Below are 25,494 nucleotides of genomic sequence, written 5' to 3' on the forward strand. Positions count from 1 at the left end.
TGGATTGACTTTACCTCTTACATAATTGAATCGAGATTTGCAGTATCATGAGTCTGTTTCGTACCCAGGTTCAACAAATGACCGGTTATACGCCCGGTGAGCAGCCGCAGGAGTCCGGCTGGGTCAAGCTGAATACAAATGAAAATCCCTATCCGCCTTCGCCGCTCGTAAAAGAAGCGGTTGAACAGGCGCTGACAGGTCGGTTGAACATCTATCCCGATCCTCTGGCTACGGAATTCCGGAAAGTCGCCGCGGATCTGTTTCAAGTGGATCCCGACTGGATCCTGCCCGGCAATGGCAGTGATGAAGTATTAACCATTCTGATGAGAACGTTTGCGGATGCCGGCGATCTGGTTTCCGCTCCTTATCCCAGCTATACGCTCTACGAAACACTGGCAGAAATTCAGGGAGCCCGTTTCCAGAAAATTCAACTTAATCCAGACTGGAGCTGGCCAACTACCCAGGCACAGGAAATTTCAGATAAAAGCAAAATTCTGTTTGTGCCAAACCCCAATGCTCCCTCGGGAAACCGCTGGTCCGATGAAGAAATTAGTTCACTGGTACCCTCGCAGGGCGTGCTGGTTCTCGATGAAGCGTACGGCGATTTTTGTGATCAGCCACACAAGGGGGAATTACTTAAATCCAAAGCTGGTGAGCGAATCATTGTGACGCGCACCTTGAGTAAATCGTACAGCCTGGCAGGCATTCGTTTTGGCTTTGCTGTTGCCCACCCCGATCTGATCCAGGGAATGCAGAAAGTCAAGGACAGTTACAACTGCAACACCCTTTCCCTGGCAGCAGCACTGGCAGCACTCAAAGATCAGGAGTGGATGCAGGCCAATACGAAAAAAATTCAAACAACCCGCAAACATCTGATTTCAGAGCTGGGAAAACTGGGTTTCGAAACGGTAGACAGCCAGACAAATTTTGTCTGGTGCACTCATCCGGATCAGGCGCATGAGCGTCGCTATCAGGATTTAAAACGTCGCAAGATCCTCGTACGCTACATGAAGTTTGGTCTGACCGATGGAGTGCTGGATGGCTTGAGAATCACCGTCGGGACTGATGATGAGGTGCAGACGGTTCTCAAGGCACTGCATGAGATTGGCTGAATCACTGTTACATCGTGCAAAGTTTGACATTCTCGCAGGCGCGATTGGAACGGTTATGCAATTCAGACTGACAGCGCCTCTGTAAATTGAAACCAAGTCGACCTGCCGCTGCGATGCATTTTTGAGAAACCCGATCCGGGCTGTAAGATTATAGAAATCAACAAGTTGACCTTTATTATATGAGTTCTCTGAAATGAGCCGCAAAGCATCTATTAAACGTGACACCGCAGAAACCCAGATTGAATTGTCTCTGGAACTGGATGGCAGTGGCCAGTCGGATATTCAGACCGGCATCGGTTTCTTTGACCATATGCTGACTTTGCTGGCCCGTCATGGTCTGTTTGATTTAATTGTCAAAGCCAACGGTGATCTGGATGTAGATTATCACCACACAGTGGAAGATGTTGGCATCTGTCTCGGGAAAACACTTTGCGAGGCTGTGGGTGATAAAAAAGGAATCACTCGCTATGGCTCCATCACACTGCCCATGGAAGAGACCCTGGTTACAACCGCGCTCGATTTAAGTGGTCGTTCCTGGTTTGTGTTTGATGTCGAATTTCCGACAGAAAAAATTGGTCAGTTCGACACTGAACTCGTGCGGGAATTCTGGCAGGCATTTGCCTCAAATGGATTGTTGAACCTGCATCAGGTCCTGCATCATGGTGGTAACAGTCACCACATTTCGGAAGGACTTTTTAAAGGAACGGCGCGGGCTCTCAGGCAGGCAGTCGCCATTGATCCACGCCAGCAGGGAGTCCCTTCGTCCAAGGGTGTGCTATAAATTCTCTGCCAGGTTGATCCGTATTTTTAACGGAGAAACAGAGAGTTAAATTCCTGGTTCTCTGATTGCTTTTTCAAAGCGAATGTCAATGTTCGGTAAGATAGCACTGTTGAAAAAAACGAATTTATTTTTCGTGCGCTTTTTCTTCGCATCTATGTTGACTCTCTGAGTAGAAAAGTTAATCTGAGAAATAGCTCTGGTTTGTTGAAGTGATTCGAACTGGATTTCATGTGAACCAGGAAATATGACTTCAACGTTTCAGTGCGTTTTTAAATTTAACTTTTGCCATTCCGACTTGGACTGTTTCCAGTCACAACCTGAATAAACATCGTGGCAAGATCAGTTTCTTTATTCGAGAACTGCATCAATACCATCAACGATGTTGAAACCTCTTTTCGCAATCAGATCGTTCTCCCTGTTGGTATTTGATCGTCGATCAAACATATCCAGGAGCAGTTTCTATCTTCATTGCGGTGATCGGACAGGTGTGAATTGATGCAGGCTCTGCCGAGGAACGTTGTAGAAATTAAATGAGGAAACTCCCGAAATCACCACTTGTGCCAATACGGATGGCGACTTGGGTTGTTTTGACTGCCGAGAAGAATGGCCAGTAAGTGTCAGCGGCAGCCTAGGACTTGATGGCTCTATACGGATTTTGAGTAAGTTGGTTGGTAGTCAAATTTATTGTGATTGAAGCTCACAATTTTCTATTTCGGGAGTTTCCCTTTTTCTCAGGCAGCCGCCTGATTCCCCTCGATAATTTCATACAGCAATGCATTCTTCTCTTTCCCCACCAGTTTGATTGCTCCGGTATTTCTCAGACAGTATGCCATCTTCTGTGCCAGCCAGCGTGGGATGCCGGCTGCCTTGGCCAGATCTTTGGTCTGAAAGGGGACCGGGAGTTTAACCGGAATTAAATTGAGCAGGTCAGCCGCTGTATTGAATTCGATCTGTTCTTCTACCGATCGTAACACTCGATCAGTCACCCGGTAATCTTTCCCCTTCCAGCGGCGGGGCTTTCTTGCTATCCGGTGTTCTTCCTGGATTGTCAACGCGACTTCCAAGGTCAAACGTGGGTGGGGGAACACATTGGCGAAGTGCACCATGTCTTCAAACAGATCAAACACTGAGCCACGACGGGGGCTGAAGCGGGCGGAAATCGGCTCACCATTCTTCTTCTGCCGTTTGATGAGATATTTCCGGATCGCGATCGGTTTGACAACGTGCACCTCATAGTCTTCCAGAAGGCAGCGGATCTTGTCGCGGATCGCTCCCAGTGAACCATGCTGAATTTCAATCAGTCGGTCACCGTCGATGGCATCAATCCGGTATGAACCAAGCGTGATTTCTTCGCAGTCGCTACTCGGCGCATAGTACGATTTTAATTGACGATGCAGTGAGGTTTCCATACCGGGTGCACGTTCAGGAGAGGTTGAGTTCAGTAAATTGAATGCTGTTTGCCTAGCATGGTAGGCCAGATAGAAAACTGTGTCTATATGAATCTCAAACGCATTCAGGCTGCTCACCCTAAGCGGTCAGCAGCCTGAATAGCTGTTGTAATCGAAGAGGAATCACAGACGCAGATCAGGAATCAATGATCGACAGGCGGCCTGTGCTGTCGCCAAAGGATGTGACCGGGGCTCCAGCACGATCCAGCATGGAAACGTACAGGTTGCTCAATGGTGTTTCCGTTTTGACCTGATGGTGGAAACCGGTCTTGATTGTACCACCACCTTTACCAGCCAGAATGATTGGCAGGTCATGGTGGCTGTGGCGGTTACCATCACCAATGGCGCTGCCATAACAGATCATCGAGTTATCCAGCAGGTTGCTGTTTCCTTCCGGTGTTTCTTTAAGACGTTTGAGGAAGTATGCAAACTGCGAAGTCAGGTACTCGTCAATTTTTTGAATGTCAGCGATTTTCTTTTCATCATTGCGATGGTGTGACAGTTCGTGATGTCCTGAATTAACTCCGACCATCGGAAAGGTCTGGTTACTGCCGGCATTACCAACCATGAACGTAGCGATACGTGTGGTATCGGTCTGGAAAGCTAGAATCAGCAGGTCGTACATCAGGCGAATGTGTTCCTGGAACTCACTGGGAATGCCATCTGGCAATTGCATTTCCGGCGGCTTGATTTTTTCCTGATGCGTACTGCGTTCAATCCGCTGCTCGATTTCTCGCACGCTGGTGAAATATTCGTCAATCTTGCGTTTGTCATTCCGACCCAGCTGTTTCTTCAATTGATCTGCATCGTGTTTGACCAGGTCCAGAATGCTCTGGCGGTCTTTCAGGTGGCGGGCACGTTGTTTTTCCCGTTCGGCACCACCGCCAAACAGGCGTTCAAATGCCAGTTTGGGAACAATCTCTTTTGCCGTGGGGGTCGACGGAGTCCGCCAGGAAATATTAGAAGAATAAGCACAGCTGTAACCAGAGTCGCATTGCCCGGCGTTGCGGCCGCGTGTCATACCCAGTTCCAGCGAAGGCAGTCGTGTCAGATGACCTACCTGCTGTGCAGCAACCTGGTCGACGGAGACACCGGCTTTAATATCGGCACCGCTGGTTTTGGTCGGGTGCGTACTGGTGAGATACACCGAAGCACAACGGGCATGGTCGCCGGCACCGTCGCCGAGTGCGCGGGCATTGATCTGGGCTAATCCGGAGATCACGTTGAGATCCGACTTCAGACTTTCGAGTGGTTTCAGCGTTTTCGGCAATTCATAGTTCTGGCCTGTGGAGGTAGGATACCACGAAGGACCAATCACCCCGTTCGGGAAGAAGATGAAGGCGGTTCTGACAGGAGCTTTCGCCGCAGCGGGAGCAGCGGCTGCCAGGTTTAACTGGGGCTGCATGATTTCCAGCAATGGCAGTGCCATCGTTGTTCCAAGACCCTGCAGGAATGTACGGCGTTTCAGGAGATTAGTCATTGTGAGAACCTCGTTGACGTTTCAGGAAGGGATCGCTTGTGACAATTTCGGTGACGAGCGCCGAAAAGCGATAACCTCTGGTAGTAAAGTTGTTGGTGATTTCATCCAGCGCACACTTGTCGTAGTATTCCACACCACGCCCAATGGCGTAAGTCAGCATCTTCTCTGCTAAAGATCGGCTGAAACCCTGTTTCTGCTCTTCCAGAATCTCAATTAATTCTACGGGACTCTTAAATGTCTGACCACTGGGTAACTGTCCAGAAGAATCGATTTTATGCTTTCCTTCTTTATCTCTCCAGCGACCAATGGCATCAAAGTTTTCAAAGCCCAGTCCTAAAGGGTCCATCTGATCGTGACAGGCCGCACAACCGGCGATCTTACGATGCAACGCCAACTGTTCGCGTAATGTGGCATTCGGTTTCGCACCTGCTGCTTCTTCCAGTTCAGGTACATTAGGTGGCGGTGCCGGGGGAGGTGTGCCCAGAATATTTTCCATAATCCATTTTCCCCGTTTGACAGGAGAGGTCCTGCCCGGGTTGGAGGTCAAAGTCAGGATACTGGCCTGAGTGATCAGACCGGCCCGTTTCGATTTATCGAGGTTGACTTTCTGGAATTCTTCCCCTTTGATTTTATCATTTCCATAAAACTTCGCCAGATTCTCATTCATGAAAGTGTAATCCGCATTGATGAATTCAATGACACTCCGATCTTCTTTCATGATATAGCTGAAAAATTCTTCGGTTTCGCGACGCATGTCTGCTTTCAATTGGGAATTGAATGCACGGAATTTTCGCGGATCAGGTGTCAGGTCATCCAGGTTCCGCAAATTCAACCATTGCCCGGCAAAGTTTTTGACGAATGCCTGTGACTTGGGATCTTCCAGCATGCGTTTGACCTGTACCTGCAGTGTTCGCCGATCGTGCAGCCGTCCCTGGGCTGCCAGATCAAACAGAGTCTGGTCAGGCATGCTGCTCCAGAGGAAGTAAGAAAGCCGGGAGGCAATTTCGTATTGGGCAATGGTCTGTTCGTCGCGGGAATTGGTGGGATCCTGCAGGCCTTCAATTCGGAACAGAAAGTGTGGTGAAACCAGAATCGCCTGGACACCCACTTGAATTCCCTGCTCGAAGGTACGTCCCGACTTCACACGCGCCTCGACCAGTTCTACAACCGGAGCGACTTCTTCCCGGCTGACGGGACGGCGGAATGCCTGTGTCGCAAATTCGCGAATGATCTTCTCTGCACAATAATGGACCGAGCGACCGCTGCCTGGGGTACAGGTGATGATTTTATGGTGTGATGCCGGCAGGTCCGCAGGCAGTTGCCCCAGGGGACCTTTGAATGCGACCTCATTTACATACAGGTTCCGGTCCCGTTTATTGGGGGGACCTTTGGGATCGTAAAAGTCGTTCAGGAACGAAATGGTCAGGACATGCTTGCCTTTGGGAAGTCGGACTGCCTGAGGCATGGTGAATGTACCGGGAGAGTTTCGGTCATCCTTGACTTCGAATGTTTTCAGCAGTTTGCCATCCAGTTTGACCTGCATTTTCGCATGGTCTGTTCCCGCAGGAGTCGAACCGGCGATGATACGGAAGTCATATTTTCCAGCCTGCTTGAGTTCAATCTTTCCTGCCAGGGTGCCCCGTGAATGAAAGCCGGCACCACTTTTTCTGATGGTGACTGCACCTTCTTTCTGGAAGTTCTTCTCAGAGATCTTCTGCCAGGGATAGCTGTCAGGAGTGTTAGCAAAGATGGCTTTCTCAGAGATGTCTTCGGCAGCATCCAGGTATTTTTCCATCAACAGGGGAGGCAATGTCAGTACGTCGCCTATGTTATCGAAACCATAGCCGACATCATCGGAGGGGAAGTTCTCAGCTGGTTCAAAATCAACCCCGACCAGATCACGAATCGTGTTATTGTATTCGCTGCGATTCAAACGACGAACCGTGACGCGCCCCGGGTTGATATCACCAGAGCAGTCCACTCCATACAGGGCATCGTCAAACCAGGCCAGTACGTCTTCCCGTTCCTTGTCTGTTGGCAGAGTTCCTGCATCTTTTGGAGGCATCGATTGAATCTGAATGCGCTTGACGATTTTTTCCCAGGCTTCCCGCTGCGCCAGGATGCTGTCACGGGTCTTGTATTTTTCCAACCCGAGACCGGCTTCTGCGTCTTCGCCTGTGTGACAGTCCAGGCAATATTTTGTAATGAATTGTTTGACTTGAGACTGAAACTGTTTCTCGGATTTCTCCAGACTCAGCGGCTCTGCGTTTGCCTTGGTGAGACAGGTCACCAGGCTCAGACTGCAGGCAGTGATGCAGACGCTCTTCAGCAGTTGAAAATTTGAGAGTCGGCAAATAATTTCGTTCATTCGCATTTATAAAAAACCTTCGGGCGGGGGCTCAGGTTGATTTCTTTCGAGGGGTATAAGATCGAAAGCTGTGAGCGCGTCCATTGCACACGGTCAGACTGAGGCAGGTGTTTAGTGGCAGGAATCTCTACAGTATAGCGTAACGTTGCGAGAGACCGTTTTGCAAGATCAGTCTGCTGCAGATCTCCTGTTACCAGACTATTTTATAACACGATCACCAGCCTGCCTGTATTCTACTCAACAGCCTGGTGTAGAGTTTCAATATTTTTAGTTCTTAAGTATTTAATACGAACTTAATGAAACCGGACACTGTCGGTTTGCTGGTTATTGACAGGCTCTGTTCCGCTCTGCATCCTAGGGACAAGCGATCTGCTGTTCAGGCAGGTTTCTACTTTCCCTAATTCGATCTCCAATCCTTTCTGGTACTGAACTGATGAATCAGCGCGCGATGATTACTGTTAGTGTCCGGTGGAAACTTCTTTTTCTCTGCCTGTTTCTGTTGAACGGTTGTTCTTCAGGTACCGTCGAAAATTATCCGGATCGACCGATCACGATTATCTGTCCCTGGTCGGTCGGGGGCGCGACGGATCGCACGTCCCGACAATTAGGCGTATACCTGGAACAGGAGCTTGGAGTCCCCGTCAACGTCATCAATGCCACAGGCGGTCGTGGAGTGACCGGGCACAGTCGAGGCCTCAATGCCCGGCCCGACGGTTATACGCTGGCCATCATTACCGGCGAACTCAACATGCTGCATTGGCAGAATCTGACTAAACTCACGCATCAGGACGCCATCCCGATTGTTTCACTCGTCGATGGTGCCGCCGCGGTCTTTGTCAAAAAAGAGTCTCCTTTTCAGAACATGCAACAGCTGCAGGATTATGTAAAAGAACATCCCGGCGAACTGACGGCAACCGGCACCGCCAGCGGCGGGATCTGGCACCTCGCGCTGGCAGGCTGGCTCGACTTCAGCGGGCTCAATGCGGAAGACATCAAGTGGATTCCCATGAATGGTGCAGGGCCGTCTTTGCAGGAACTTGCCAGTGGTGGCGTTGATCTGGTCTGCTGCAGCCTGCCTGAAGCCAAGACGCTGTATGAGTCTGGTCAGGTTCGCTGTCTGGGCGTGATGGCGGAGGAGGCTCTGGAGGAGTTCCCCGAAGTGCCTACGTTCATTTCTCAGGGTATGGACTGGAGCATCTCAGGCTGGAACGGTCTCGCGTTACCTGCAGAAACGCCGGAACCGATTGTGGAGAAAGTCTCGGCAGTCGTCAAAAAAATTACCGATGGCGACGTCAGCCTTAATGGAAAGTCATTTCCCGAAGCCATGCGGGAGGCCGGCTTGAGCACCCGCTATCGTGCCAATGATGAATTCTCTGCTTTCCTGAAATCAAATGATGAAACGCTTGGGAAACTTCTAACCAGTGATGCCTTCGCGAAAATGTCAACGCGGGATACCGGTCCGCTGGTCTTCCCCGGCTTGATCGCGTTCGCCATGTGTGTAATTCTTGGCTGTCTGGCAGTACAGAAAAAAGTCCACGCACTCGCTCCTGAAGTGACCGGCGATGCGGTCACTCGGCAGGGGATCATCAATACCATTCTCGTGTTGATCGGGATTGTTTTCTACTTACTGTTTGCCGAAGAACTGGGTTTTATTCTAACTGCGGGAGTCGTTCTGTTTCTGCTGCTCTGGAAGTTTGGCACTCGCTGGTGGGTGTGTGTGTTGATTACGGTATTATTCATTCCGGGAATCTATACCCTGTTTGCCCAACTCCTGAGAGTTCCCCTGCCCCGGGGGGTACTTGGCTGGTAGCTTTCGACTCGACATTGTTCTGACTCTGACATTCGCCTCGCAACTTGAAGAATCAACATGGAATCGACATTCATCACCGCACTTCAGAATATCGTCTCGCCTGAAGTACTGCTGGTAATATTTCTCTCGGCCGTCTATGGACTGTTTGTTGGTTCCATCCCCGGATTAACCGCCACGATGGCGGTCGCGTTGTTGATTCCACTCACCTTTTATCTGGATAACCTGTCTGCCATCGCCGCGATTGTGACTCTGGAAGCCTGCAGTATTTTTGCCGGCGATATCCCGACGACGCTGGTTCGTATACCGGGGACTCCCTCCTCGGCCGCTTATACCGACGATGCTTACTCGCTGACCCGCCGAGGTCTGCATGAGACGTCTCTGGGGGTTTCACTGGTCTTCAGTGTCGCCGGTGGTCTGTTCGGGGCACTCGTACTGATACTGGCCGCCCCACAGTTGGCAAAGATCGCTTTCGAATTTACAACCTACGAATACTTCTGGCTGTATGTGCTTGGCTTGAGCTGTGCTGCCATCGTCTCCACCGGTTCCCGGCTCAAGGGGGCCCTGGCCCTGATGATCGGTCTGATGTTTGCCACGGTCGGATTGAGTGAAGTTCACAGCGTACCTCGCTTCACCTTTGGCTTTGATGAACTGTTTACCGGCATCAACTTTATCCCTGCTATGATCGGTCTGTTCGGGCTGTCAGAAGTGTTTCGTAATACGCTGACCTCGAAGACAGATGAAGAAACCGAAAAACTCAAGTCAGCGCTGCCTGTGGAAGTAGACAAATCCTGGTTCAAACATCTGAAACCCGTTTTCGGCGGCGTGCTGCCTCAACTCTGGAAACGTAAATTCAGCTGGTTTCGTTCAAGTTGTATCGGCTCCACCATCGGCATGATTCCCGGTGCCGGTGCTGACATCGCTGCCTGGATCTCCTACGCTGTCTCCAAAAAATGCTCCAAAACTCCCGAAGAGTATGGCAAAGGATCCCTGGATGCCGTCGGCGATGCCACCAGTGCCAATAACTCGGCGCTTGCAGGTGCCTGGATTCCCGCACTTGTACTCGGCATCCCTGGTGACTCGGTGACCGCAATTGTTATCGGCGTGCTGTTGATGAAAAACATCACCCCCGGGCCAGGCATCTTCGAAAATCCGGATCAGCTGGTTCTCGTGCATGGCATTTACCTGACCTTTATCATCGCCAACCTGCTGTTGATTCCCCTGGGATTCCTGGCCATACGCAGTGGGGCGCAGCTCGTACGCATTCCCCGCCGGATCCTGATGCCTTTGATTCTGATGTTTTGCGTTATCGGTTCATACTCCATCAATGGCAGTTACTTCGATGTCTGGGTCATGCTCGGCATGGGCATCCTCGGGTTTATTCTGGAAGTCTTTGCCATCCCGCTCGGCCCTGTCGTGCTCGGCATTATTCTCGGCAGTCAACTCGAACAGTCGTTTGTGCAGAATCTCTCCAAAGATGACAGCATCCTTTCTTTCTTCAATCGTCCTATCTCAGCCGCCCTGGGGATCTTCTGCATCGCCCTCTGGCTCGTTCCGCTCTTCATGCCTCTGCTCAGAAAAAAATGGTCGAGCCCTGCCTGATGGCATAGACAAGTCATTTCAGTCAACTCAACGCGACAGCAGTTGACCAGTGCGTACCAGACCCAGGCTCACGAATGCCAGGCTCGGTAGCAACAGGGGAATCAGAAATCGTTCTCCTGCTGCAATGGGTAGATACCAGGCAAATGCCAGCCAGAACAGCAGCATCCAAATCAGGTACAGTCGCCGGGCCGGGCCAGTTTCCGAGAGAAGTCCTGCGATCAGAAACGGCAGCGCCAAAAGTCCAAAGAACAGTCGCCCCTCATCAAAGGGCAGGGGACCCAGGCTGCGCAGAAATATGAATGCCTGCCACAGCATGCCTTTGACTTCTCGTTTGATAATTTCGATCACAGTGTGTGTCTGCCAGTAATGCTGTGCTGCATTCCGTAAGGAACCACGTTGTTTGATTAATGCGTGTGGCTCACTGAATTCATCTTCAAACAGCAGATACGAATTCGCATTAAAAGTGGGGCTGCCATAGACGCGTACGTTGCGAATCAACAGTGGTGCAGCAATCACTGTAAAACTACCGAGGACCAGTGCCAGACTGACTACAACCCGTTTCATGGGGGCAGTCGTTTGTTCTGTTTGATTCTCTTCTGTCTTTGAATCATCAGTAGTCCTCTGTTGAAACATAGCGGGAATCCAGCGCTGCCAGTTCAGTGCATAAGAGCAGAACCAGAGCAGGAGCCCCAGCATCAGGAGCAGTGCAGTCCCTTTCGTCAGCCACGCCAGCCCCAGCAGCAAACCAATTCCAATCGGCAACAGGACAGGGTAGCGTTCTGACTTTCTGAGGGCGGGCATTCGCAATATCATCAGCCACAATCCAGCGACAAAAATCAGTAACAGCCCTTCACAGACGACCCGTGCTGTTAACTGACAATACGCGGCGTTGATGCTGAGTAGAATCCCTGTGATGCCTCCCACCAGATTTCCATAATAACGGGCAATCCCCATCGTAAAAATCAGCAGCGCGCATAACCCACACATCGCTGACAATCGCTTCCCCGTTTCATAGTTGGGGAAATTTGCAAGCAATGCCACATACAGCGGATGCTGATTCGCTTCGGTATACTCACCGGCGAACAACTGTCGCAGGAGTGACACCGGTCCCCCCGATTCCTGAACGACTTTCGCCTGCATTAGAAATGAAGCTTGATCGTTATTCTCAGGCGGTGGTTGCTGCGGGAGGATGTTCATAAGTACGACAAAATAGACGACAAGAGAACCGGACAGCAGCAGGCTGCCGGTCCAGTGATTCACGATGGGCCGCGGCAACGCCAATGCAGAATGAATCAGTTGCCCTTGCGACAGTATCTTTTCCCAGACGCGATGTGGCACCAGACAGCCGGCTATTCCCAGTAGCATCATAATCGCCCCACAGGCTGCCAGGGCTGTTACCAGGGAAGGCTGCTGAACGAGAGTTGCCCCCTTCAGCCGCACCATTTCCAGTATCGTCAATCCTGCTGCTCCGGCAATTGCTCCTGATATCAGTCGAGGCACAACAGTGTTCATCGGGAAATCAAGCTTTCAACGGAGATCCAGGGAAAAAAACAATGATCAACCTCAAACCATGCCGGAAATATCAATTCGGACTAGGCTTAACTCGGAGAATGGTCTATCTTTCGGTCTGGTTATCATAGCATATTGAAGTCATTCTGAAATCTCAGAAAAGAACAACAGATCTGCATTTCAGAATCCGGGAGTAATAAGTCAAGTGAATCCACTGATTGCCTATCTGCACTGGGACATCAACCGCATTCTGTTCGAGATCGGCCCGGTGAAGATACGATATTACGGACTCTTCTTTACCGCTGGATTTATATGTGGTTATCTGCTGCTACGCTGGATGTTTCGTACCGAAAAACGGAACGTGGACGATGTCGAATCGTTGTTGATTTATATGGTGCTGGGAACCATTATCGGCGCACGTCTGGGACATTGTCTGTTTTATCATCCGATGGATTATCTCAGTGATCCCATTAAACTCCTGCAGATCTGGAATGGTGGACTGGCCAGTCATGGTGCTGCGATCGGGATTACCCTTTCCGCCTGGCTCTATTCACGTAATCACCCGGATCAGCCTTTATTATGGCTGCTGGATCGTCTGACGATTCCTGTTGCGCTGGCTGGCTTCTTTATTCGCATCGGAAACTTTTTCAACTCCGAAATCCTGGGACGTGTGACCGATGTTCCCTGGGCCATCGTATTTGAGGATGGCCTCGGCCTCAGTAGTCGCGAAGAACAGTTAATGCCTCGTCATCCTGTCATGCTGTATGAGTCGTTCTGTTATGGCTGCTTTTTTATCATCCTCTTACTGCTCTATCGAAAATATCGCAGCGAAACGCCCCGCGGTTTACTCCTCGGCCTGTTCTTTATCATGGTCTTCTCCGCCCGTTTCATTTTGGAATTCTACAAGATGCGACAGGCAGAGTTTGCGGAGAGTCTACCCTTGAGTGTCGGGCAGATGTTGAGTATTCCCCTCGTGATCGCAGGTATTGTCCTGTTGCTCAAACGCAGGCCTGCACCACCCCTCGAAACCGAACTGCAGAACAAAAAAGCCACATAAATCCGGTGATGTGGGATTATGTATAGATTTCTGTGATAGAAATCAGGGGTATTAACGTCTGTTAAAACGTGCCGATCGGGGCTGAAATGTGTGGTTTTGTATATTTTTCAGGATCGTATTGCCTTAAATCCCAGTTAACAGTAAAGTTCGCGGGCAAAATACCCAGATTTTAATACTAACGATCAGGTTAAAACGATCATTTGGATTTCAGGGCATTTTTTTGCAACACGGAGGATGGACTTCGGTGTATAATGAGATGCAGGCTTAACTCGCTTGCTGCCAGATGGCAGCGACTTAAATGAATTGAGGCGATTTGTGGCTCTCACAGATATAGACAAAAATTTGCTCAGGCGTTGTCTCGCTGAAGAGCCGGGAGCATGGAAGGATTTCGTAGACCGGTTTATTGGCCTGTTCACACACGTCATCCACCATACCGCTCATGCACGCAGCATTCGCGTTACTGACAATGATGTTGATGATCTGCTGTCTGAAGTCTTTCTGGTCCTCCTCGCCAACGATTATCGTGTCCTGCGGAACTTCCGTGGTAACAGCTCACTGGCCACTTATCTGACCGTGGTCTCACGGCGTGTTGTTGTAAAAAAAATGGTTGAGCGCCGCATGGCAGAAGCATTAGGGCATGTTTCCACCAAATCCAAAATGGAATATGTCTCCGAAGAACACGCGCGTCACCAGCAGCTTGTCGAAGATCAGGAAGAGATCCAGAACATGATCAGGCAACTGCCTCCCGCAGATGCACAGATCGTCGAACAGTACCATCTGCAGGGAAAGTCTTACCAGCAGATCAGCAGTGAACTGGATATCCCGGAAAATTCGATTGGGCCGACACTGTCACGGGCTCGTAATCGGATGCGGGAAAATCAATCCAACACGCGCACGCTCTAATCGTCCGATTTACATCCTCTCTGTGAGTGAATTTTCTTTCGATTAATCCTCGCTTGTATTTGCTTACCGTCCGCGGCTCGTATTCTGAGTCCTGCCGAAGCCAGGCGGTCCACCAAACGGAGGAGGCCCGAATCCACCACGTCCCGGACCGCCATGTTGTCCCGGCCCCCTTTTCTGAAAACTGGAGTCAGGTGTTCCTCGAAAATTCCGCGGAATGAAGGGAAAAGCTTCGGTCAGGTAATAGTGATAAATGCCTTCAGGATATTCGGGGGTGACGCCAAAGCGACCGTTGCACTCATCTAAATCACCAGCATCCTTGACGTATTCAAAATCCGCCACAAAGGTGCCATCATATTTGCCCCCCGGTCCTCCCGGTCGGCTTCCTTTTTTAATTTGAAAACTCGATTTCATTTTCCTAAGTTTGCTCTGTGCATCTTCGGCGTCTGTATATCCATACTGTGAATAAATCGGGAAGCCGTCCGCGGCGACTCCGATCAGCGTCATTTCCCCTGACTTTCCCTGCCTGGTAATCAGTCCATGAGGCAGGCCATGATAATGGTAGGCTCCGGTAGGCTGTACATGGGCATTGCTCTGATCCAGCCCCAGGTTGATCTTGCCTGAGAGCGCCTCGTAATTCCAGCCGGACCGTCGGTCACGGTTCCAGAATTCTGCCGTTCCCGGATCGAAAACCACCCCGTTGACGGCAATCCCGAAGATGGAATGCTGACAGGGAGTGCTGTTACGCGAGACCTTGGGTTCCACAGGCACACGATATTCATAATGCTGAGGGCGGATTGAGTTTGGGTTGTTGCGGTTGGGAAACTGCCCCGCCTGATGATCGGGGATTCCATTGGCATAGATGTAACGATAATTGCCTTTGACGACCAGCTTAACCTGATTCGTCGCCGTTGTGCCCGCTGGGCCAAATCCCGGTGGTGGATACCCAAACACCGATACCGTGCTACAGATCACACCAATGGTACAGAAAGTGAGTTGTCGACAATTCAATGCGAGCCCCTTTTTTAGGTTTGATCTCGACCGGATGTTTTATTCATCAATTCTTCTTACCAGTCCTGATAACGGGCAGGAAGTCGCCGAATCCACCAGGTTTTCTGCATTTTTTTAAAACTTGCCAAATGTCGTCTTGCTTCATATCGGCCCGTATCGGGGCTGGAAACGGGCGTACTGTTGACAGCCACACGCGCGCTCACAAAAATCGAGTGTGAAGCAGGCAGTCGCCATCATGATTGATCGGCGCTGAATTCTCTCACTCACGGATTGAACTACCACCACTATGATTCTGCGGAATCTGGAAACGGATTGAACCCATGCAAACTCTTCGAACACGATTTTCGTTTGCGTTTCGATCAACTCTTGTATTGCTAACCCTTGTTCTGCTACAGGCACCGGCTGAGGTGCAGGCACAGAAAAAAACAACCAAAACCGGATTTGTAAACAAGGTCTATCAGGACGATCAAGGCGAGCATCGCTATGTCGTCTTTGTTCCTGAAAACTATAACCCCGAGAAAAAATATCCGGTCATCCTGTTTCTGCACGGTGCAGGTGAACGAGGCGACGATGGGTTAAAGCCGACTCAGGTTGGTCTGGGGCCAGTGATTAAGCAGCAGGCAGACACTTTTCCGTTTATCGTGGTCTTTCCACAGGCTGAAATCAGGAAAGAAAGTCTGCTGGCAGGCTGGCTTGCCGATTCCCCCGGCGGGAAACGGGCTCAGCAGATTCTCAATGACGTGATGAAAGAGTATTCGATTAACGCCGATCAGCAGATCCTGACAGGCTGGTCCATGGGAGGTTATGGTGCCTGGAGTATGGCTGCCGCTGATCCGAAACGCTGGTCAGCTGTCGTTCCCCTGGCGGGGGGAGGCAAAGCCGACTGGGCTTCCAAACTCAAGGACGTTCCCATCTGGGCCTTCCAGGGTGCCGATGATCGGGTTGTCCTGCCCACTGAAACAAAGCAGATGGTCGATGCGGTTCAACAGGCTGGCGGAAATCCTCGCTTTACTGAAGTACCCAATGTGGGACACGATGTCTGGAAAGTTGCTTATACAAAACCACTGTTCGGCTGGATGTTGAATCCAACGACCGATGTCGCGAATACTGCTCCGCTGCTGGTCAAGCCCGATCAGAAACGCCCTGCCGAAGTCGACGCAGACACACCGTTTGTTCCTGCTCTGGTGATTGATAACGCCGTCTCGGTTCGGTTGGGAAATCGATTCCTCAAAACACTGGCAGATGCAGTTCCCAGTATGGTCCCTCCCGACATGCTCGAAGGAGGTATCAATGACATCTATGATTCCACGGTCGCCCAGGGGCGCAGCTTCAGCGTGCAGTTTTCCGGAATTTCGTACAAAGGAGAACTGGCCCGCGCTGCTGTAGAAGCCTATGCCGCCGATACCTTAAATATTCAGCTTGGCATTCAAAATGTGGATCTCTACATCAGAAGTACTTACGTGAATGGAAATCGTCATGCCGCTGTGGCAGGGCCGATCTCCGTCAGTATCGGTCACCAGGAGCCGGTCTGGTTGAGTTTCGATGTGAAGCCTTACATTAAAGATAATCGTATCAAGCTGCAGTTACTTCGTTCCCGTTTTAATATTCCTCAGAATAACTGGTATGTCTCCGGGCCCTCGGGTGTTTCCACACGCGGAATCGGCATGACTTCAGAAAAAGTCTCCAGTGGACTCGTGAGTGGTATTTATGGCAGCAAAGGGCGCATTGAAGACGAAGTGAAAGCCATTGTTCCCGGTCTGGTGGAAGAACTGGAAAAGCAGATGAACTTCGACGAAGCCAGCCAGATAGTAGATGCCATCTGGCCGCTCCCCGTCTACCAGCCCCGGATGCAGCTCGCGCCGCGGCAAGTCCTGACAGACAAGCAGGGCATTTCTCTCAGTTTTGGTCTGACGGTTGCCGCCGTTGATTCCACATCACCGCCGGCACAGGTCCAGCGATTGAATTCCTTCGGGCGTTCCGTCAATGACATCCCCAAGGTGACTGACTTACAGATTGGTGTCGCCCCCGGAATGCTGAAACCATTGACGGAAATGCTGGTGGAAGCCGACATCGCGCGGATTCCCGTACAGGATATTCCCGGACATTCTTTCGACACACTGGTCGACCCCAAAACAATGCAGCAGGTCTTCCCTGATCTGAAGCAGTACGGCGATGATTTGAAAATCTGGGCTGAGCTGGTACTCACCAGGCCAATTCAGGTCGAAGATGGCGATCAGTCAAAAAAATCAGAGATCAAGCCTTTCCGATTTGAAGTTCCCCAGGCAGCGATCTCGATGGCGATTAAAAAATCGGCCTCAGATAAAAAATGGATCCCCTATGCCGAATTTACCCTCTCGCTCGGCCAGGATGTAGAAGCCGAAATTGTGGATCGCAGTTATTCCAAACGCGCTTTGAAACTGGACTGGGAAGGGGGGGCAAAAGTCGGGGGCACTGCTCGCTTTGCTCCCGATTATAAACCGCAGGATACCACGATCGATCAACAGAAACTGCGGGATCTGGTTCAGTCTGCCTGGGGCGGCTGGACGAAGCAGGGCCCTGCTTCCGTCGCAGAGATTCCTGATATCGAACTGGGTTTCGGTCGCTACCGTATTAATAAAGTCAACTGGTCTAATCCCCAACTGCTGGCGACCTTCACGGTACCCGAACTCAAGCTGACCAATGACACGAAAGTTGAAATGGAATACGAACTCAAAAGTCCTTACAGCGACTGGGGTGGGCCTTACAAGTTAAAGCCCGGTGAATCGCACACCTTTGATGCTGCCACACCGCTGTTATACCGTCGCAAAGTTAATAACCAGCTGCAGGTATTCACACTGGCTGCGGGCTCGCATTTTGAGTTCCTGCCGGAAAATGGCAATGAGAGTGGCACACTCTTCGAAGCCGCGGATAACTAGAACATATCACATTTTGGTATAAAGTCTCTCTTGCTGTAATACTCGGTCGAATTGGCCATGGAGATGTTACAGTAAAACTGGACACAGTAAGGTCATCATTCCGAGTCTTCTGTTTCACTCTCTATGAGACTGACAGGATACAATGGCAACAGGGTTTCCTCGGCCAGCGAAGCTGGGGAGACTCCTGTCACCAGGATCAGTAGAGCTGCGGGACCGAATGCCAGCCAGGCGAAGAGACGGTGTTCCTGTTCGTCCATCGAATCGTATTTCGGCTCTGTTTTGGTTTCTGCAGCAGCTTTTATCAATCGCCAGAATCCCCGGATCAAGGCGAGTTGAAACAGCAGGTGACCTGCCAGATAAAACAAAGCCAGCAGGAGATTGTCCTGTGAGAGGCTCCATAAAAAGGCAAACTGGACTGTAAATCCTCCCAACCCCGGAAGTCCTGCGAGTGACAGAATCGCAAATCCGGCAATCCACTGCAGAAGTTGATTCGTTTTCCCTGTAACAGGATGTGACAGGACCGAGATCACGAGCAGCAACAGACAACATGCCAGTCCCTGAATGACATTGAATAAGATCAGATTCGGAACGGTGGCAGGTTCTGCAGCAAACAGTAATGTGAACGTTAACGCGGTCTGCCCCAGCAGGAAACAGAGGATGCTTTGCACCAGATCTCCGCGGCAGGCCAGCAGCGCAAAATACAGAAATCCAGAAATACCCCAGAAGCTGATCACCGTTGCGATGCTCTGTACCACGGAGTGATTTAAAGGGACCATAAATCGCAGCAGGCCATACACACTGATTTTAGTACATAAAGCCAGCAGGACCAGACACCAGATGGATCGGTCGGTCGTGTGGAAGCAGGGATTCGAGTCCGATTTCATCCATTGTGTCAATCCATAATGAGCCGGGAAGAACGCCCCTTTGATGGTGAAACCTGCCATCAGGATCAAAAAAATCCAGGGAGAGATCGTACTCCAGTAAGTTTCTGCCAGCGGGTACAACGCGACATCATTCACTGTACCCTGTAAGATTTCATTAAACTGAAATGAGACAGGCTGAGGTGTATCCAGCAGCAGTCCCTGCATCCGGGTATAACCGATTGACGCCAGCATCAAACCTGCCACGATTAATGCATCACCTGGAAACTGCAGATACATCGTACTTTCCAACAGGCGGATCGAGCGTGAACCACTCCAGATGCGGATCAGGCAGAGCATGCAAAATGTGGCAGACAGCAGGAAGGTGGCAAAACTGATGAGGTCATAAGACACAATCAGTCCCGCCAGTAACGCCTGTAGCAGCATGAGCAGGAAATAATGCCCTCGCGATTCAATCCCCATACGTCGGGAGAGCAGTATTAGCGCCGGCCACAGACAAGTAGGCAGTAACAGAAACCAGAGGGACAGGCGGTCTATCGTCCATTGAAAGTGCCGCGGAGTCTCTCCATGTAGTTGATTCATATCGGCTGCAGGCAGTTTCAGCATGATGGAAATGGCGCGGGTGGGACTCTCATCTTTCAACTCGGGTGTAGTCAGCACCGCAGCCAGAATCAGGCAGGAAATTAAAGTATTAGAAAACACGGTCCAGCGGTTGAACTCCAGTCCCAGCTGGGAAACTCCCCAGCCAAAGCAGGCACCTGCGATCGGCATGACGACCAGTAATGCAGGTGACAATGAAATCAGGGAGTTCAGGAACGAATTCATAAAGGACTCAAAAAACAATACAACGTTGTGAAAAGAGAAAGCAGCATAAAGCGGAACTTAAATCTGCAGCACCATCAGCACAAAAATAAGGATCGACATCGTAAAAATCAGAACCAGGGTCGGGAAGGAAGTCTGACCGTTCTGCATGTGACTCAATAATTGTCCCCAGTAACCGGGCAGTTTCTCCAGCGTGCTGCGGCTCAGGATTCCTGTCAGCCAGTCATCAAGCAAGGCCACGCACTTAACTAGGAAATTCACCGGCTGAATGATAGTTCGGTTCAGAATATCGGAGGCATAGTAATGAGACTCACCCAGTTTCAGCAGGGTGGACGATACGCGTTTGCCTGTCATTCCTGACGTTTTTGGCGCCGTCATCCAGGCCAGGATGAAAGCAAACAGGACGGAGAGAAAATAAAACGAACAGAATAACCAGTCTCGGTCAAAGGAGTTCTGAGTGGAACTCAATAGCGGCGACTGCCAGAACTGAGGTACCAATGGCAGCGGAAACAGCATCGCAATCGTCAGCAGGCAGATCAGACCGGTGATCCCCCATAGAAGCGACATGGGAAAAGATTCGGTTGACTTTGTGGGGGGCTGCCGAGACAGAATGAAATAAAACCGGGCCAGTCCAAAAACATAAACCCCGACCAGGGGCAGTAGCAACCAGATCAGTACCTCGTCCCGTAACTCGGTTACCGACGCACGAGCCGAGATCAGAGGATTCAGTATTGCTCCCAGATCAATCAGGGCAGCAGCAAGCAGCAGGAGCAGACAGACTCGTATCGCGGGCAGAATGTCTCCAGGTATTGATTGCTGACGTTGCCAGCAGACCAGGGAAAGGAGTACGGAAATGACACCGGTTTGCACCACGATCAATGGCAACAGATCTGTGAGGAACTCTAAACCGCTGATTCCCAGAACCGCAACGATGATTCCCGTCAGCGTAGCAGTTAGCCAGCTTAGACATCGGGCCCAGTTTGATCCGCGCATGAGAGTGAATGCGGAAAATCCGGTGAGGACCGCAGAGATCATTGCCAGTTGCACCACTAATTTCTGGGTCGCTTCAATGGCGAATAACAGTGGGGCACAGCGTACTATTAAAAACAATCCAACCGGCATCGCCAGCAGATTCAATGCCGCCAGTGAACGACCGGGCCACGGCCGGGAGTTGCTGATTACCAGGGCAGAGGCAGGAAACAGTCCCAGGCGAGGGATCGCTGCCAGCAAAAGGATAACCCCCAGACCGGGTAATGCCACACGATTTTGCGCATGCACTGCCTGAATCGCTGCAGGCTGCAATGTTTTCACAAAATCCAGAGAAGAGAAATTGGAATGGATCAGAAATACTGCCAGCAGGAGCATCGCGTCGGAAAATGCATTCCAGCCCCACCAGTGTCGACTGATGTGTTCTCCTGCCAACTGATTCTGAAAATTCACTTCATACAGCAGATTCAGGCTGAAAGAGAGGATTAACCAGAAGAAAAATAATTCCAGAAAATTGGACGACAGTACAATTCCAGTTGCTGCACAAAAACCGAACAGATAGAGCGGCCATGAATAACGACTCCCAGAATCAATTCGATCTTCTGATTTGGGGCTCAGTAACAGGAAAAACAAAGACCCCAGTGAAATTAATCCGTAAAACGCCAGGCTGACCGGATCGAATATAACTCCGATCTGTAATTGAGGAGTTGATTGTCCAGCGAGAGTCAGCCAGTTCAGCAGTGTCAGCGAATAAGTCTGCTGCTCAAGGCGGGAGCTGAAAAAACAGAGACAGGTCACAGCAACGAGGGACGTCAGAGACACGCCAGTCACTACTGGCCAGCGCGGCTTTCCTCGCAGGACGCCACAGGTCACCAGCGCAGCAATCAGCAACATCACAAACGGTGTGATCAGGCTTAATTGCAGGAGCACTGTGATCGTTTTATTCACCAGGACCTGTTCCTTGATCAGGGAATATATGATAGGAAGGCTCGGTCTCTGGTTCTGTTTCCCGTTTCGGCAGTGGTGACTGTCGTATCCTTCGTGACTGAATCATCAGGAATGACAGCAGGCTCAACAGCGGTATCAGAAACAGAACGATGAGTAGAAAGGAAAGACTTCCTTCCCGCGCACCACGCGACTGACCATAGGCGGCGCAGATCAGACCTGCTCCCTGCAGCCAGAGCAACAGAGAGAAGACCATCGAAAAGGCATTCCGCTGCAGGAGCATACCCAGAAAACCCAATGCAATCAGAAGAACGGCAACCAGTAAATTATTGTGTAACAGTGCAACCGGTGTCAGCAGAATCATGGTCACTCTCCCTGTTCTTCAGAAATGAAACGCGTGATTCCCACAAAGCTAACCAGAACAAATAAGAGCAGCACGATCAATGTCGGCCAGTGATCTGTCAACAACTGTCTTACCAGAAGTAGACTTTCCACTTCGGCAGTAGAAGGTACTGATGTCTGTCTGGTAGTGGGCCCCCATTCACGATGGATCACCCACAGGAATCCACACAGCAGCAGGCTGCAGGCCAGGCAAGCTAAAAACGGTTCACGAAATGATCCTTCCGGGTCAGCATCATCTGCCTGTGAATGTGGTTCTGAAATTCCCCGAAAAACTAACAGCAGCAGCATTCCCCCCGCTGTCAACCAGCAGAGCAGAACCAGTGGCATGATGTCGGCCTGCAGAAACAGCATCCCGCTACTGAGAAATGAGACAGTCGCGGCTGTCAAAGACCATTTCAAATCGGAAGACAACACCGCTGCCCCTCCGAACCCGATTACGATCAAACCGACGACGAACGGGCTGAACTGGGTGGTCAGTTTCAGGATCCCGCTGATACCTTCCACAAAGATTGGTTGCCCGAACCAGTAAAATAAAATACCGACCGCAAACAGGGATAACAGAGGCCAGCCCCACCGCAGCCTGGTCGCTGCAATTCTCTGCTGAGACTGCAGATTCAGGTATCCATAGATGCCCGTAATCATCAACAGCACCAGTACTGTCAGTGTCAGAAACAGCAGGTTATCACCCGTGCCAGGCAGATAAAATCTCAGGTCATCCATTCCACATCTGATCTTCAATAATGAGTACTGAATTAGTTTTTCACACTGGTTGTCAATTTGAGGTTGGCTTTCGGCAGCAGGAATCCGGCCCAGATCGCCAGCAGGCTGAAATTCAGCAGCACATGCATCAGGGGATCTGACATCCCCAATAGATGAAAGGCAACGAATGAAGCCGTGAGCGCGATCAAAGCCAGCCATAGAGTCAGCTTCCACAGCCGCTCCGGATCAAAACCACTGCGTTTCTGAAGAAACACTTTCAGCCGCAGGACAATGACCAGTAAGACCAGCGTGATCACCGCGAGGATTACGACTCTCCCGATTTCTATCCCGGTACTCTTCTCATTCAAAGGGGAAAAACAGCTATGACTGATGACGAGTGGTGCCAGGACCAGCAGGCCAATCAGCATCCGCAGTTCTCGGATCCAGTTTTGCACCGGGCTCAGCCGGCGGTCAGGACAGGCATTGATTAATAAATAAGGACCAGTCCAGGCGAGCAGAAATACGAGAGTTCCAGCAGGTTGAATAACAATCAGCCACAGCGAAGTCAGTCCTCCCTGAGCAGCATGGCTTGAATAGATCGGCAAATAAGCGACCACCGCAGCCCAGGCCAGAAACAGAGGCAGCCAGAAATAACTATTCAGAATCAGAGAAATCATAGGAATACGTCGTCGCTCAGTGATTGCCAGGCTGATTTCACCGGCAATCTGCAGCAAGCTTAACAGACCCAAAATAAGCATGGGGGCAAAACGACTAGTGACCAGTGCCGGCTCAGTGGTTGGCTCAGCAATACGCATCAAGAAGTGGGTGGAAATCAAAGGAAGGAAGCAGAACGTCAACAGGCTGCACAGCAGCGAGAATAACAACAGAACGTATTCTGATCGATTTCGAATCTGCTTCTGTGCATGTGCAATCCGCCGCACCGCACACAACAGACGTGCTTTGAACCCCGTTTCGGTTAAGGGGTAGGCCAGCTCTGCCAGAAAAAATGAGAGGATCAGGAGCATCACCAGCAAAATCGCCAGCCCCAGCAGAAGTAACGCTGTTTCAGCCATCAGTCATCTCCTCAGGTTCTGATGACCGAGCGCGGAATGGTTCGTCGACAATTTGCGCTTTATGGAACGCAGAGAAATCTGCGAAATCAGTTTTCTGCACCGGTTCAGGGAAAGACAGCATGCCTGTCCAGAACGTCATTCCCCAGATCAGCAGCAGGGCACCTGCGAGCGTTATACTTACCGGATGATTCCAGGCTGCGGTCTGCGTGGTTATCCCCAACACCAGCAGCAGCGTTGGTACGACGATTAAGACTGCGGTAAAATTCCAGTACAGTCGTTGTAGAGTAGCAGGTCGAGAATCATCGCCGGGTAGAACCTCGGGTTCTGGTGCTACTTCTTCAATGTCTGCGGAACTGCGAAATCCGATTTTGATCGTAAACCACACGACCAGCGTGCAGCAGACGGCGAATAAAAAATATTTCAGAAAGAGAAACCAATCCATGGCGGACTTTCAGCGATATAATGAGGTACAATCATTGCGGTTTTGATCTTATTGACGATCAGCATCCCCTGCGGATTTTAAGTGAAACAACCGCCGATGCGAAATGTCTTCGCTCTTGTAAATCGTTTAAATGGAAAAAGTAATTCCCACTGTATCAGCATAACTGTTCCCTGTAATCGAAGTAAGTCCAGAGATTCATTCTGGATCCGATTCTATCCGCTGAGTTGAAATATGATGACCGCTAATTCAGATACATTGATATTTGTCTATGGAACCTTAAAACGTGGCTTCTGCCGCGCACACAATCTTCAAGGTCAGACCTTTCTCTCTACTGCAAAAACCACGGCTGAATATACCATGTATAATTGTGGCACCTATCCCGGCCTGGTCAGAAATAATGGGGATGGTATCAGTATTCAAGGGGAATTGTGGCGCGTTGATCACAGGGCACTGAAACTGCTGGACGAAGTTGAAGGCGTCGCCGAGAATCTGTATCAACGTGGTCCGATTCAGTTAATACAACCCCAGGTCACTGAAACAGTAGAGGCCTACTTTTACCAGAGACCTGTCAACCAAATGCCTGTTATAGGTGATAACTGGTGTTAATGAATTGAATTAACACGGAGACGCTTGTGGTATCGCGTCTGTTTCTGGAAAATGAATTTCATTAAATCTCTTTGCTGTCAGGATCAGATTCATGACTACACAGGCCGCCGATCGTAGAAAACTCTCTTATGCGACCTTACAGGAAATTATTGACGATGCCACTCGGTTGACTGCTGCAGATGCACCTGTCACGGGCAACTGGTCGAAAGGGCAGATCTTTGATCACCTGGCGCGGCTCATGGATTATTCTCTGGACGGTTTTTCATTCAAGCTGCCCTGGTTCTTTCGAGTTCTCGGGAAACATTATTTCAAATCTCGCATTATGAAAAATGGCATGTTGCCCGGCATCAAGTTAAAAGGGGATTCCGGAAAAGCTTTACTCCCTGATGCCGTCGATGATCAGGCTGGTCTGGAACATCTGCGGAATGCCATTCAGCGACTTATCTCAGAATCACAGCGTTTCCCCAGTCCCTTCTTTGGTGAACTGAGTCGGGAAGAATGGGATCTGCTGCATCGTCGTCACGCAGAACTGCATATGAGTTTCATCGCGGAGCCATAGATTCGATTCCCGCAGTTGAGAATCATTTCGAATGGGGATGACGGTTGGTAGTGATGCCATCTTGCTCTGTTTATAATTCATACATGTG

The 25,494-nt window shown here is 50.4% G+C and carries 20 protein-coding genes; 9 read left to right on the forward strand and 11 right to left on the reverse strand.

Going from position 1 to position 25,494, the window contains the following annotated elements:
• Positions 1–47: 47 nt before the first annotated feature.
• The gene (gene hisC, locus ACN0YH_RS26850) at positions 48–1,112 is read left to right on the forward strand and encodes a histidinol-phosphate transaminase (RefSeq protein WP_417382686.1); all 1,065 of its coding nucleotides are present in this window, start codon (positions 48–50) and stop codon (positions 1,110–1,112) included.
• 193 nt (positions 1,113–1,305) lie between these two features.
• A complete protein-coding gene (hisB, locus tag ACN0YH_RS26855) occupies positions 1,306–1,893 on the forward strand; it encodes an imidazoleglycerol-phosphate dehydratase HisB (protein ID WP_417382687.1) in 588 nt (195 codons plus the stop codon).
• 731 nt (positions 1,894–2,624) lie between these two features.
• Here the strand turns inward: hisB and ACN0YH_RS26860 are convergent.
• The 3 genes from ACN0YH_RS26860 to ACN0YH_RS26870 all read right to left on the reverse strand — a co-directional run bounded on the left by ACN0YH_RS26860 (position 2,625) and on the right by ACN0YH_RS26870 (position 7,195).
• On the reverse strand, positions 2,625–3,302 hold the full coding sequence (locus ACN0YH_RS26860; RefSeq protein WP_417382688.1) for a hypothetical protein: 678 nt from the start codon (positions 3,300–3,302) through the stop codon (positions 2,625–2,627).
• Between the two features lie 175 nt (positions 3,303–3,477).
• Positions 3,478–4,821: a DUF1552 domain-containing protein gene (locus ACN0YH_RS26865; protein WP_417382689.1), complete on the reverse strand. Its 1,344-nt coding sequence runs from the start codon at positions 4,819–4,821 to the stop codon at positions 3,478–3,480.
• The gene (locus ACN0YH_RS26870) at positions 4,814–7,195 is read right to left on the reverse strand and encodes a DUF1592 domain-containing protein (RefSeq protein WP_417382690.1); all 2,382 of its coding nucleotides are present in this window, start codon (positions 7,193–7,195) and stop codon (positions 4,814–4,816) included. The genes ACN0YH_RS26865 and ACN0YH_RS26870 overlap by 8 nt, the downstream gene beginning before the upstream one ends.
• A gap of 427 nt (positions 7,196–7,622) precedes the next feature.
• Here ACN0YH_RS26870 and ACN0YH_RS26875 point away from each other — a divergent pair, with 427 nt between their 5' ends.
• Together ACN0YH_RS26875 and ACN0YH_RS26880 are read left to right on the forward strand one after the other, a co-directional pair.
• On the forward strand, positions 7,623–8,999 hold the full coding sequence (locus ACN0YH_RS26875; RefSeq protein WP_417382691.1) for a tripartite tricarboxylate transporter substrate-binding protein: 1,377 nt from the start codon (positions 7,623–7,625) through the stop codon (positions 8,997–8,999).
• Between the two features lie 57 nt (positions 9,000–9,056).
• Complete coding sequence (locus ACN0YH_RS26880) at positions 9,057–10,598, forward strand: tripartite tricarboxylate transporter permease (protein ID WP_417382692.1); 1,542 nt, start codon at positions 9,057–9,059, stop codon at positions 10,596–10,598.
• 27 nt (positions 10,599–10,625) lie between these two features.
• Here ACN0YH_RS26880 and ACN0YH_RS26885 read toward each other — a convergent pair whose 3' ends face one another.
• Positions 10,626–12,110 carry a hypothetical protein gene (locus ACN0YH_RS26885; RefSeq protein WP_417382693.1) on the reverse strand — a complete coding sequence of 495 codons (1,485 nt, stop codon included), beginning with the start codon at positions 12,108–12,110 and terminating at the stop codon, positions 10,626–10,628.
• A 202-nt stretch (positions 12,111–12,312) separates the two neighbouring features.
• On the opposite strand from ACN0YH_RS26885, the gene lgt reads away from it, so the two are divergent.
• Together lgt and ACN0YH_RS26895 are read left to right on the forward strand one after the other, a co-directional pair.
• Positions 12,313–13,164: a prolipoprotein diacylglyceryl transferase gene (gene lgt / locus ACN0YH_RS26890; protein WP_417382694.1), complete on the forward strand. Its 852-nt coding sequence runs from the start codon at positions 12,313–12,315 to the stop codon at positions 13,162–13,164.
• Positions 13,165–13,479: 315 nt separating this feature from the next.
• Positions 13,480–14,067 (forward strand): RNA polymerase sigma factor, encoded by a 588-nt coding sequence (locus ACN0YH_RS26895; protein WP_417382695.1) that lies wholly within the window; start codon positions 13,480–13,482, stop codon positions 14,065–14,067.
• A gap of 63 nt (positions 14,068–14,130) precedes the next feature.
• On the opposite strand, the gene ACN0YH_RS26900 is transcribed toward ACN0YH_RS26895, so the two are convergent.
• Entirely contained in the window at positions 14,131–15,075 is a 945-nt protein-coding gene (locus ACN0YH_RS26900; protein WP_417382696.1) for a YHYH protein, read from the reverse strand.
• Positions 15,076–15,395: 320 nt separating this feature from the next.
• Here ACN0YH_RS26900 and ACN0YH_RS26905 point away from each other — a divergent pair, with 320 nt between their 5' ends.
• On the forward strand, positions 15,396–17,990 hold the full coding sequence (locus ACN0YH_RS26905) for an alpha/beta hydrolase-fold protein (RefSeq protein ID WP_417382697.1): 2,595 nt from the start codon (positions 15,396–15,398) through the stop codon (positions 17,988–17,990).
• Positions 17,991–18,085: 95 nt separating this feature from the next.
• Here the strand turns inward: ACN0YH_RS26905 and ACN0YH_RS26910 are convergent, their stop codons facing one another.
• The 6 genes from ACN0YH_RS26910 to ACN0YH_RS26935 are packed head-to-tail and all read right to left on the reverse strand — an operon-like array spanning position 18,086 to position 24,241.
• A complete protein-coding gene (locus tag ACN0YH_RS26910; RefSeq protein WP_417382698.1) occupies positions 18,086–19,696 on the reverse strand; it encodes a hypothetical protein in 1,611 nt (536 codons plus the stop codon).
• 57 nt (positions 19,697–19,753) lie between these two features.
• Entirely contained in the window at positions 19,754–21,628 is a 1,875-nt protein-coding gene (locus ACN0YH_RS26915) for a hypothetical protein (RefSeq protein WP_417382699.1), read from the reverse strand.
• Entirely contained in the window at positions 21,621–21,989 is a 369-nt protein-coding gene (locus tag ACN0YH_RS26920) for a hypothetical protein (protein WP_417382700.1), read from the reverse strand. The genes ACN0YH_RS26915 and ACN0YH_RS26920 overlap by 8 nt, the downstream gene beginning before the upstream one ends.
• A 2-nt stretch (positions 21,990–21,991) precedes the next feature.
• Positions 21,992–22,747, reverse strand: coding sequence for a hypothetical protein (locus ACN0YH_RS26925; RefSeq protein WP_417382701.1), 756 nt, complete (start codon positions 22,745–22,747; stop codon positions 21,992–21,994).
• A 32-nt stretch (positions 22,748–22,779) separates the two neighbouring features.
• Positions 22,780–23,799, reverse strand: coding sequence for a hypothetical protein (locus ACN0YH_RS26930; RefSeq protein WP_417382702.1), 1,020 nt, complete (start codon positions 23,797–23,799; stop codon positions 22,780–22,782).
• A complete protein-coding gene (locus tag ACN0YH_RS26935; protein WP_417382703.1) occupies positions 23,792–24,241 on the reverse strand; it encodes a hypothetical protein in 450 nt (149 codons plus the stop codon). Before ACN0YH_RS26935 ends, ACN0YH_RS26930 begins: the two co-directional genes overlap by 8 nt.
• 231 nt (positions 24,242–24,472) lie before the next feature.
• Here ACN0YH_RS26935 and ACN0YH_RS26940 point away from each other — a divergent pair, with 231 nt between their 5' ends.
• Positions 24,473–24,847: a gamma-glutamylcyclotransferase family protein gene (locus ACN0YH_RS26940; RefSeq protein WP_417382704.1), complete on the forward strand. Its 375-nt coding sequence runs from the start codon at positions 24,473–24,475 to the stop codon at positions 24,845–24,847.
• A gap of 91 nt (positions 24,848–24,938) precedes the next feature.
• Positions 24,939–25,406, forward strand: coding sequence for a DUF1569 domain-containing protein (locus ACN0YH_RS26945; RefSeq protein WP_417382705.1), 468 nt, complete (start codon positions 24,939–24,941; stop codon positions 25,404–25,406).
• Positions 25,407–25,494 lie beyond the last annotated feature (88 nt).

This window comes from Gimesia sp. (assembly GCF_048262075.1).
In the GTDB taxonomy this organism is placed as follows: domain Bacteria; phylum Planctomycetota; class Planctomycetia; order Planctomycetales; family Planctomycetaceae; genus Gimesia.